Source organism: Geminicoccus sp., from assembly GCF_035556675.1.
In the GTDB taxonomy this organism is placed as follows: Bacteria; Pseudomonadota; Alphaproteobacteria; order Geminicoccales; family Geminicoccaceae; genus Geminicoccus.
In genome coordinates this window covers 1-9,996 of sequence record NZ_DATMFZ010000217.1, presented here as the reverse complement: position 1 = coordinate 9,996, position 9,996 = coordinate 1, and the positions used below count along the sequence as shown (strand labels likewise).

Here is a 9,996-nt window from a genome sequence, read left to right as displayed (position 1 = left end):
CGCCCACAGCACTACCCCCGGCCTCACCGGTTCCTGCGTCCCGGCGACGGGACCTCGAAGGAACGGGACCGCTCAGCCCCGTCCCAAACCTGCTCTTCTTGGTGCGCTGCTACGCGGCAGCCTCCTTGCCCCAGCGGAAGTCGGTGCCGTTCGCCCGCATGCGATGGAGAACACCGGCCAGCTTGCGGGCCAAGGCCACCTTGGCCCGCTTCGTGCCGCGTCGCTTGGCAACCTCAAGGGCCCAGCGCTTGAGGGTCGAGACGCGGACAGCCCGGGTCAGCATCGCGTTGGCCGCCTCGTAGAGCGCAGTGCGCACCATCGCGTCCCCGACCTTGCTGATCCCGCCGCTCACATCGGTCTCGCCCGACTGGTACCGCTTCGGCGTGAGCCCGAAGTGAGCCCCCACCGCCTTGGCAGTGCGGAACCGTTCCGGATCATCGACGGCGGTCTTGAACGTGACCGCCACCAAGGCGCCCACGCCGGGTGCTGTCATCAGCCGACGGCAGACCGCATCGCCACGTACGATGGCCAGCATCCGCCGGTGCAGGCGCATGAACTCGGATTGCAAGCCTTCGCGCGCCTGCAGCATCGCGCCGGCAACTGTCTCCAGCATCTCGTGGCCAGCGACCAGCTTGTTGATCCTGGCAGCGAACCGGCCCTTGCTGACCTCGCCCACCTTGAGCCCGAAGCCGCGCAGGATGCCGCGGATGCTGAGCTCGACATCCCGCAGCTTGGCTTGCAGGAGCTTGCGGCCGACCAGCAACGCCCGGACCTCCTGGGCATCGGGAGACTTCCGGTGCACCGGCCTGAACCAGCCCATGCGCAAGAGCTGGGCGATGCCGCGGGCGTCCTTACGATCGGTCTTCACGATCATGGCCGAGAGCGCCGCCTTCACGTGCCGGGTCTCCAGCAGCACCGCTTCGAACCCGGCCGCCGTCAGCCCGGCGTGCAGCCACTGCGAGAGCGGCCCCGCCTCCAGCCCGATCCGGACCAGCGGCAGGCCGAGTTGGCCGAAGAAGCCGACCAGCGCCTCCGGCTCGCTCGGTACCTTGGCCTCGCGAATGATCCGGCCGCTGCTGTCGACCACGCACACGCTGCTCAGTTCCAGCGACACGTCGATCCCGGCATAATGCTCCATGGCTGTCCCTCGATGATGCCTGGGGCCGACCCGTTCGGACCCCGCACACGCCATCACTCTGAGGGACAGCCGCCCCGCCAGTCAGAGCCAGCGTGGGCCCGTTACGGCATCTAGGCCAGGTCGAAGCTCTGGCCGGTGGCTTCTCGTGCGGCCTGGGCAAGGCGCCCCACCTCGGCACGAGCGTCCGCATCAGCGGGCGTGACCTGCGAGGCCAGAAGATGGCCGAGCCTGTCCACGGCCAGGGACAACTCGGAGCCCCTCTTGCGCTCGGCGTCGTCACAGCCCGCCCGCTCGCCACTCTCCGCGAGGAACGCAGCGTCAGCTTTGCCGACATCCCTCCGGGGGATCGGGCGAAGCCCGAGGCGGCAGGTCGTTTGGGCATCCAGCGCCACGGCGTACCGGTCTTCACGAGGTAACGCAGGCCGTTGAACAACTCGCGCAATCCATGCAGCCGCTGGCCGGCATCCTCCCGCACCAGGATCAGATAGGACACTACCAGCACCCATTCTTCATCGGATACATCAGAAGGGTAAGGCTTGCGGACATGGCACATGGCCATGAACCTGGCGATCAGCCGGCGGCAGGTCCATAGCAACCTCTAGACCGTGAGGCTCAAACGTCCTGCTGGCCGTGGGCGCGAATACGCTAATGCGGCGGGCCGCTTCCTACGCGTGGACACACGTACCTACGTATAATCGACCGGCTACTTCACCGGGCGCACGTTCCCCCCATCGGCATCTCGGCCGATCAAGGAGCAATACGGTGCGTAATCTATTCAAGAGCATCGCGTTCACGACTGTTATAGGCCTTTCTGGAGCGACGGCAGCACAGAGCATGGAGTCGCCCAAGCCCACCGTCGTCCTCGTGCACGGTGCCTTCGCCGGTTCGTCGAGCTGGAACGGCGTCATCGCAGAACTGGAAGAGGGCGGGTATCACGTGATCGCAGCCGCCAATCCGCTGCGCGGGGTCGCCAGCGACGGCGCAGCCGTTTCCGCCATCGTCAAATCGGTCGAGGGTCCGGTGGTTCTGGTCGGGCACTCTTATGGCGGCCCCGTCATCACTGAAGCGGCGAACGGCAACACCAATGTGAAGGCTCTCGTCTATGTGTCGGCGTTCGCGCCGGAAACTGGCGAGACCAGCCTCGAGCTTACGGGCAAGTTCCCCGGAAGCACGCTCAGCGATACCCTGGCTCCCCCGGTGCCCCAGAGCGACGGCCTGCCCGATCTCTACATCGACCAGGCCAAGTTTCCGCAGCAGTTCGCCGCGGACGTGCCGCTGCGCCAGGCTCGGCTGATGGCGGCCACCCAGCGGCCAGTGGCGCAGGCGGCGCTCACGGAACCATCGGGCGTGGCCTCGTGGAAGGTCGTGCCGTCCTACTGGATCTATGGCTCGGCCGACCGCAACATCCCGCCGGCCGCGCTGAAGTTCATGGCCGAGCGGGCGCATGCGCGCGAGACCAAGGTCATCGAGGGCGCCTCGCATGTCGTGATGGTCTCGCATCCCCACGAGGTGGCCTCGCTGATCGAGGATGCCGCCCGAAGCGAATGAGCCGGGGAAGCGTTCCGTGGCGATGCGGCAGCGGGACGTCCCGACAATCCGGAAGCGGAACACTGCTCGTGCAACTCCCCACCATTGGTTGCGCGAGCGTCTGCTCCGGTCCACCGCCGATACCCGGCATCCCCCGCCATCAGCCAGACCCGGCAATCTCTGAAGAGGAGAACCGCCATGACTTCGATCGGTAACGCTGCCGAAAGCCTCCGCTGGGATGTCCTCACCGTCAGGCGCTCCGGGGTTACCCGGGACGTGCCTCCCGGCAACGAGAACCGGATGTGGGTGGCGAACTCCTCGACGCTCATCCACGGGGCCCATGATGCCGTCCTGGTCGATACATTCCTGACGATCGAGCAATCCCGGACGTTGGTGGACTGGGTGGTCGCGAGCGGCAAGAATCTCACCACCATCTATGTGACGCACGGGCACGGGGACCATTTCTTCGGCCTGGGCGCATTGCTCGAGCGCTTTCCGTGCGCACGGGCCGTCGCTGTACCGGCGGTGGTCGAGGCCATGCGCGAGCAGCTGACGCAGGCCTGGATGGACAATTTCTGGCGTCGGCTCTTCCCCGGCCAGATCGCGGAACGGCTGCGCGTCGCGGCGCCGCTGGAAAGCGGCGAGCTGGACCTGGAGGGGCACAGCCTCAGGGTGGTGGATACCGGCCGGACGGATACGGCATGTTCCACCTGCCTGCATGTCCCGTCGATCAACCTGATTGTCGGAGGGGATACCGTCTATAACGGCATTCATCCCTATCTCAGCGAAACGGACACCCAGAGCCGGCTGGAATGGATCGCGGCCCTGGACATGCTCGCGGCGTTGCAGCCCAAGACGGTGATCGCCGGCCACAAGATCCCCGAGAACGAGGACGATCCGCGGATCATCGCGGAGACGCAGCAATATCTCCGGGATTTCAATCGTCTCGACAGCACGACGTCCGATGCGAAGGAGCTCTACGAGGCGATGCTTGCGCTGTATCCATGTCGCGCCAACCCCGGCTCGCTCTGGGCGGCGGCAACCACGGCCAAGAAACGGCCCTAGAACGGGCGTTCGCTGCCCGGATGGTGGAGATACAAAGCGGCTGGAGCGTCCGCAGATCCTCGACCAGTACCTGAACGCAGCCCGCTACCAGCCAGCGCTGGGCCCGCAGCTGGATCCCCTGCTCCTTTGACAGCGCTGCTGACCCCGCTCCAGCGGATCGGGCCAAGCCCGGCGGCGGCAGGTCGCTGGCCATTCAGCGCCACGGCATACCCACCCTCACGATGTAACGCAGGCTGACATCGTCAGGTTCATTACGGCCTTCAGGTACAAACCTAGGTGTGGATTGGTTAGTCCGGCCCGGGAGATAAGATCGGCAGCGTGTCCGGCGGCATCGTTGCTGCCGATCTCGTGAAGGAGACATCCCGTGACTGAGTCTCAGACCATCTCGCTTGCCCGCCGCCATCTCGAAACGCCGACCGATCTCGGCGCCGATGCGACCCGCGACATCTCCGCGGGCCTGGGCGGGCTCCTCGCGGACGTGTTCGCCCTCTATCTCAAGACCAAGAACTTCCACTGGCACATGAGTGGCCCGCACTTCCGCGACTATCACCTGCTGCTTGACGAGCAGGCCGAACAGATCTTCGCGATGACCGACGTCATCGCCGAGCGCGCGCGCAAGATCGGCGGCACGACGATCCGCTCGATCTCCGACATCGCCGGACGGCAGCGGCTGCTCGACAACAACGAGGAATATGTCGAGCCCAGGGACATGCTGGCCGAACTGCAGGATGACAACAAGCAGCTCGTCGGCGAGATGCGCAGCCTCCATGAAGTGTGCGACACCTATCGCGACGTCGCCACCGCGAGCCTCATCGAGGTCTGGATCGACGAGACGGAGCGCCGCAGCTGGTTCCTGTACGAGAGCCGCCGCACGCCCAACGCCATCTGATGTGCTGCGGATGTGGCGGTGCGGGTTCCGCGAGACCAGCGGCCACCGCCAGATCCGCGCGCACGGGGCGCTGCCATGCTCATGATGATCGCATCGGCCAGCACCCGTCCCCGTGCCGGTTGCGCTGCTGGCCGACATCGGTCCGGTGCCACGGTCTCGTTGTGGTCGCTCCGGCCAGGTCCGGCGGTACCGGCTTCGCGCCGACCACCCGTCTCGCCGGCCGCAATCGCGAGCCCAAGCTCAGAGGGCGCATTACGATCTGCCACCCTTTGGCATGCACCCGATCCATGCAACCACGCAGGCGCGCTCGGGTTCGGTCCCAGGCAAGGCAGATGCGGCACCGCCAAGCGCAAGGCGGTCCAGCCTGAACAGCGCAGGCCTGAGCCTCAAGTTCAGTGCATGGCGGTCTCGATCGCGTCGAGCAGGGCGTCCGGGTCGATCGGCTTGCTGAGGAAGGCCGCGGCACCAGCGGCCAGGGCCAAGGCCCGCGTCGCGTCCGAGGCGAACGCGGTCATGAAGATCACCGGCCGAGTCCATCCGCGGCGTGCGAGTTCGCTCTGGAGTTCGAGACCGGTCATTTCCGGCATGTGGAGGTCGGTCACGACGCAGGAGACGGCCCCGATTTCCTCGTCGGCCAGGAGATCCTTGGCACCGCCGAAGCAGCGCGCCGCCAGCCCCGCCGACCGCATCAGACTGTCCAGGCTGGCCCGGACGTCCGGATCATCATCGACGATGGCAACGAGGGAAGATCGAGGCAATTGAACTTGCTCCGGGAGTGTGGCGACGGATGCCGCCTCAACACCCATTAGATGGGCTGACGGTCTCGGAAGCTCCATCATACTCAGATGTTAAACCGGTGGATCGTGTCGTCGCGCACATCGAGCAGCTCGGCCATGCGCACCAGGTCGGCAAGCGACTGCGCTTCCATCTTGCGCATCATGTTGCCGCGATGGATCTTCACGGTGATCTCGGACAGCGCCATGCGTGCGGCGACCTGCTTGTTCATGAGGCCGGTCACGACGAGCGCCATCACCTCCCGCTCGCGGGGCGTCAGCCGGTCATGGCGCTGCCGGAGCGCCTGCATCTCGGCCGCTGCAGCCCGCCGGGCACGGTCGGTCTCGATCGCCGCCGCAACCGCCTCGAGCATCTGCTCGTCACTGAAGGGCTTGGGCAAAAAATCGACTGCACCGGCTTTCATGCCGCGCACGGTCATCGGAATGTCGCCATGGCCAGTGATCAGGATCACCGGAATGGAGATGCCGCCGCCGGCGAGGCGTTCCTGAAAATCGAGGCCATTCTCCCCACGCAGGCGGACATCGAGGACGAGGCACGAGGCGGTGGCGGGCGGACCTTCGGCGAGGAACTCCTCGGGCGTGTCGTACAAGGCGGCTTCGAAGCCCGCCGACCTCAGCAGGCTGCCCAGCGCCCCTCGCACATCGGGATCGTCATCGATCACGCACACCCGCCCAGGCTCGGTCATGCCACTACCTCATGCTGCTGCGCGACCGGAAGCTGGAAGCTGAAGGTCGCTCCGCCGTCCTGGTTGTTGGCTGCAACCAGCGTGCCGCCATGACGCTCGACGATCGAGCGGCAGATCGACAGGCCCATGCCCAGGCCGGACGGCTTGGTGGTGAAGAATGGCGCGAACAGGTCTTCCGGGTCGCCGGCAATGCCCATTCCGCAATCGCGCACGCTGATCGTGACGCTGGCACCGTCCACCTTGGCATCGACGCAGACTTGGCGTCTGGCTGGCGGGATGGCGCTCATCGCCTGCTCGGCATTGATCATCAGGTTCATCAGCACCTGCTGAATCTGCACACGGTCGCCCAGGACCGGCGGGAGGCCGGGCGCAATATCGAGCCGCAGCCCGACATGGTTGGCGTCGAGGTCGCGGTTCAGCAGGGTCGCGGTCTCCTCGATCAGCGGTTGCAGCTCGATGATGCCCTGCTGGGGCTCACCGTTGCGTGCGAGGGCGCGGATCCGCGCGATGACCTCGGCGGCGCGGGCGCCGTTGGACGCAATCTGCTCCAGGCAGGTGATCGCCTCCGCCGGGTCCGGCGTATCGCGCAGCAGCCATCGCCTGCCCGACTTGGCATAGGTGATGATCGCCGACAGCGGCTGGTTGACCTCATGGGCGATGGAGGCGGCGAGTTGTCCGAGCGTGGTGACGCGCGCGACATGGGTGAGCTCGGCTTGCGCCTGAGCGAAGCGCAGCTGGGCACGATTGCGCTCGGTGACGTCGATCGCCATCACGAGCACCCGCTTCCATTCGCCCTCGCTGGGCGGGAGCGTCACGTGGACGACGACATCGACAACTTCGCCCGACAGAGTCAGGAACTGGGTTTCTTCCTCGATCGTGGTTTCACCGCGCAGCAATGCCATGAGAATGCGGGCGAGCGACGCTTCCGCGGCCGGCGTATGGTGGCGGATGATCGTGCTGCCGATGAGCGCGGAGCGGTCCGGCAACCCGAACAAACGCGCGGCCGCATCGTTGGCGTCCCGGATGATGGCGCCGCGCGCTACCCGGTCCAGCGCCTCGGCATCCGGAACGGCGCCGCTGCGCAGCATGTCATAGGCAGCCGACCAGTCCCCCTCCCAGATCGGCAGGGCGGCCGCGCCGAAGATCGTGCGGTAACGCAGTTCCGATTCGCGCTTGCCCTCCGCTGCCACCTGGTTGCGAACGCACAGCAGCGTGGTGATCCCGATCGCGACCAGGCTCACGCCCAACCGTACTGCAGCCGAATCGAGGGGATTGCCGGCATGGCTGATGACGTAGCCGCTCACCGCAAGCAGGGCGCCGAGTGCACCGGCGGCCATGATCTCTGCGCGGTTGTAGGTGCGAGAGGCCAACAGAACGCTCGATGTGTAGAGGACGGCGACCGCTCCCTGGAGCGGGCTCAGGACATCGAGCGCGAAGATGGCGACCCCAATGAACAGCGCTGCGCCGCCGTAAACACGGCGCGTCAGGCGCCTGCCCGCGGCGTCATCGCGCATCATCGCCTCCCGCAGCCGACCGGATCGAGCCGGCCGGGTCAGTACGCTGGATGGATGATCTCGCCTCTGCATTCGCCAGTCGCGTGCGAGCGGTTCATCTCTGGCCGGCAGCATTACAGCGACGCGGGTGTGTTGCGAAGTGGGGGCCGGGGCAGCCGTTGCTGCCGCGTCATCGGCCGGCGATCGCGGGCAGGCAGCCTGCGGGAAAGCAGTGGCGCGTGACGCGCGAAGCCCGTCTCGCAGCAGATCCGCTCGCACTGGACGTCGAAATCCGCGAGATACCCGCCGAGATCAACCTCGTTGCGGAACCTGGTCTGCAGGAGGCGGCGACGCAGGGGCGCGAAGGCCCTGCTACGGTGCATGTGTGTGCGAAGCTGCAGATTGCCTGCAATCCTTCGATTACTCTCATCCATCGATCAAGCCGGGCCCTCGGATCGTCCTGAGGACGGACAGCCGCTTGGGGAAGCGGCGAGCCGCGGCTCCATGGTCATGCGGCCTCCCTCAGGCGTGACGCTGCGCCCTTGGTCACCCGAACAACATGCCTCATGCTATCATACACAAGTTTAGGACGACGGCCCGGTCCCGCCAAACCTGTGTATGATACCGCCTGATCTCGCCGTGCCCGACACTCCTCCCTGCCGGACACGCCTTCACGGCACGTCCGCCAACAGCATGAGCAATGGAGGATGCAATGGCTACCGTTACCACGAAGGACGGCGTCGAGATCTTCTTCAAGGACTGGGGTCCGAAGGACGCCCAGCCGATCATGTTCCATCATGGCTGGCCGCTCTCGTCGGACGACTGGGACGCCCAGATGCTGTTCTTCCTCGCCAACGGATACCGCGTCATCGCCCACGACCGCCGCGGCCATGGCCGTTCCTCACAAGTCGGTACCGGCCATGACATGGATCATTATGCTGCCGACGCCTCGGCCCTGACCGAGCATCTCGATCTGCGCAATGCCGTCCATATCGGCCACTCGACCGGCGGCAGCGAAGTCGCTCGCTATGTCGCGCGGTATGGCCAGCCGCAGGGCCGCGTCGCCAAGGCAGTGCTGGTCAGCGCGGTGCCGCCGCTGATGGTCAAGACCGCCAGCAACCCGGGTGGTACGCCGCTCGAGGTGTTCGACGGCTTCCGCGCCGCGCTCGCGGCGAACCGCGCCGAATTTTTCCACGAGGTCGCATCGGGCCCCTTCTACGGCTTCAACCGACCGGCTGCCCAGGTGTCCCAGCCCGTCATCGCGAACTGGTGGCGCCAGGGCATGACCGGCAGCGCGCTGGCCCATTATGAAGGGATCAGAGCATTTTCCGAGACGGATCAGACCGAAGACCTCAAGGCGATCACCGTTCCCACCCTGGTGCTGCAGGGTGACGATGACCAGGTGGTGCCATATCGGGATGCCGCAGAGTTGCAGATCAAGCTGCTGCAAAACGGCTCGATCAAGATCTATCCGGGCTTCCCCCACGGCATGCTGACCACCCACGCCGACGTCATCAATCCCGACCTGCTCGCGTTTGTCCGCGGCTGACTGTTCTAGTGGCAGGCAGCACCTCGCCGCGATCGTCCAAGGGACATGACCGGTGCGCTTCATTTCCTCCGAGGTCGATGCGGGCACCTATCGATGATGTCGAAGCCGCGCGAGATCCCCGCTCTGATCATCCAGGCAGCAAGATTCTCAAAGCCCATTCTGCTCTGTCGAAACCTCTGGCTGACCGGGAGGTCGGCTGCGCCTGGAGGAAGGCCCGGACGGGAGGCGGTGGTGCGAGCATGACGAAGTCGGTCTTGCAGCTAGCCCGCGACGCACCGGCTGCGGGGGAAATGGCGCTGCCGAGCCACGCCGGCCGGTTCTCCCGGCGCGGCTGTGCGCAGCCGCCACTCTTCGCCGTGCTCGTGCTGCGCCAGTTCCTGCGCACCGACTACCCAGGGATCGTGGCACTGGTCGCCGAGGTCTCCCGACCTCGGTCCCTATGGGAATGGCTGTCCAGGTCGGTGATTAGCTACGCGCCGAACCGCTCGTCGGTCATCTCGCTGACCTTGACCGGCACCCCCTCCCTGACGGAGCAGATTGCGGCCATCGTCGTCTTGATGGCGCGATAGCCATCCTCGCCGCAGTATCGCGGCCGCTTGCCGGCGATGAGCGCGTCGACGAACTCACGGATCTGGTTGGCGTGCGCACGGCTGTAGTAGGAGACGTCTGACTGCCAGATGTCGTCGCCGCCTTCATCGAAGCGAAAAGTATCAGTCGGTCCATTCCGGCGATGAAGAATGAGGTGGACGTCCTTGCCCTCCCACTTCAGGCCGGTGCCACCTTCCCCCAGCACCTCGATCATGCCCTTGTCGCCGATGAGGCTGAGCGTGAAGCCGTACATCGGGTCGTACTTGT

Annotated in this window: 10 protein-coding genes and 1 pseudogene; 5 read left to right on the top strand and 6 right to left on the bottom strand. The window is 65.9% G+C overall.

Going from position 1 to position 9,996, the window contains the following annotated elements:
- Positions 1-109: 109 nt before the first annotated feature.
- Together VNS22_RS15300 and VNS22_RS15295 are read right to left on the bottom strand one after the other, a co-directional pair.
- Positions 110-1,138, bottom strand: coding sequence for an IS110 family transposase (locus VNS22_RS15300; protein WP_325733856.1), 1,029 nt, complete (start codon positions 1,136-1,138; stop codon positions 110-112).
- Positions 1,139-1,272: 134 nt separating this feature from the next.
- Positions 1,273-1,691, bottom strand: a pseudogene (locus VNS22_RS15295) (transposase); the annotation flags it as partial.
- Between the two features lie 281 nt (positions 1,692-1,972).
- On the opposite strand from VNS22_RS15295, the gene VNS22_RS15290 reads away from it, so the two are divergent.
- From VNS22_RS15290 to VNS22_RS15280, 3 genes are all read left to right on the top strand, one after another.
- The gene (locus VNS22_RS15290) at positions 1,973-2,686 is read left to right on the top strand and encodes an alpha/beta fold hydrolase (RefSeq protein ID WP_325733854.1); all 714 of its coding nucleotides are present in this window, start codon (positions 1,973-1,975) and stop codon (positions 2,684-2,686) included.
- Positions 2,687-2,863: 177 nt separating this feature from the next.
- Positions 2,864-3,730: an MBL fold metallo-hydrolase gene (locus VNS22_RS15285; protein WP_325733852.1), complete on the top strand. Its 867-nt coding sequence runs from the start codon at positions 2,864-2,866 to the stop codon at positions 3,728-3,730.
- A gap of 364 nt (positions 3,731-4,094) precedes the next feature.
- Positions 4,095-4,619, top strand: coding sequence for a DNA starvation/stationary phase protection protein (locus tag VNS22_RS15280; protein WP_325733850.1), 525 nt, complete (start codon positions 4,095-4,097; stop codon positions 4,617-4,619).
- A gap of 392 nt (positions 4,620-5,011) precedes the next feature.
- Here the strand turns inward: VNS22_RS15280 and VNS22_RS15275 are convergent, their stop codons facing one another.
- The 3 genes from VNS22_RS15275 to VNS22_RS15265 are packed head-to-tail and all read right to left on the bottom strand — an operon-like array spanning position 5,012 to position 7,613.
- Complete coding sequence (locus VNS22_RS15275) at positions 5,012-5,425, bottom strand: response regulator transcription factor (protein ID WP_325733848.1); 414 nt, start codon at positions 5,423-5,425, stop codon at positions 5,012-5,014.
- Between the two features lie 35 nt (positions 5,426-5,460).
- A complete protein-coding gene (locus VNS22_RS15270; protein WP_325733846.1) occupies positions 5,461-6,099 on the bottom strand; it encodes a response regulator transcription factor in 639 nt (212 codons plus the stop codon).
- Positions 6,096-7,613, bottom strand: a complete 1,518-nt coding sequence (locus VNS22_RS15265; protein ID WP_325733844.1) for a sensor histidine kinase — start codon at positions 7,611-7,613, stop codon at positions 6,096-6,098. The genes VNS22_RS15270 and VNS22_RS15265 overlap by 4 nt, the downstream gene beginning before the upstream one ends.
- 218 nt (positions 7,614-7,831) lie before the next feature.
- Between VNS22_RS15265 and VNS22_RS15260 the strand changes: the two genes are divergently transcribed.
- Both VNS22_RS15260 and VNS22_RS15255 read left to right on the top strand, forming a co-directional pair.
- Positions 7,832-8,056 (top strand): hypothetical protein, encoded by a 225-nt coding sequence (locus tag VNS22_RS15260; protein ID WP_325733842.1) that lies wholly within the window; start codon positions 7,832-7,834, stop codon positions 8,054-8,056.
- A 248-nt stretch (positions 8,057-8,304) separates the two neighbouring features.
- Positions 8,305-9,141 (top strand): alpha/beta hydrolase, encoded by an 837-nt coding sequence (locus VNS22_RS15255; protein WP_325733840.1) that lies wholly within the window; start codon positions 8,305-8,307, stop codon positions 9,139-9,141.
- Between the two features lie 469 nt (positions 9,142-9,610).
- Here the strand turns inward: VNS22_RS15255 and VNS22_RS15250 are convergent.
- Positions 9,611-9,996, bottom strand: a 386-nt coding sequence (locus VNS22_RS15250) for a Gfo/Idh/MocA family oxidoreductase (protein WP_325733838.1), incomplete at its 5' end; no start/stop codon positions are given.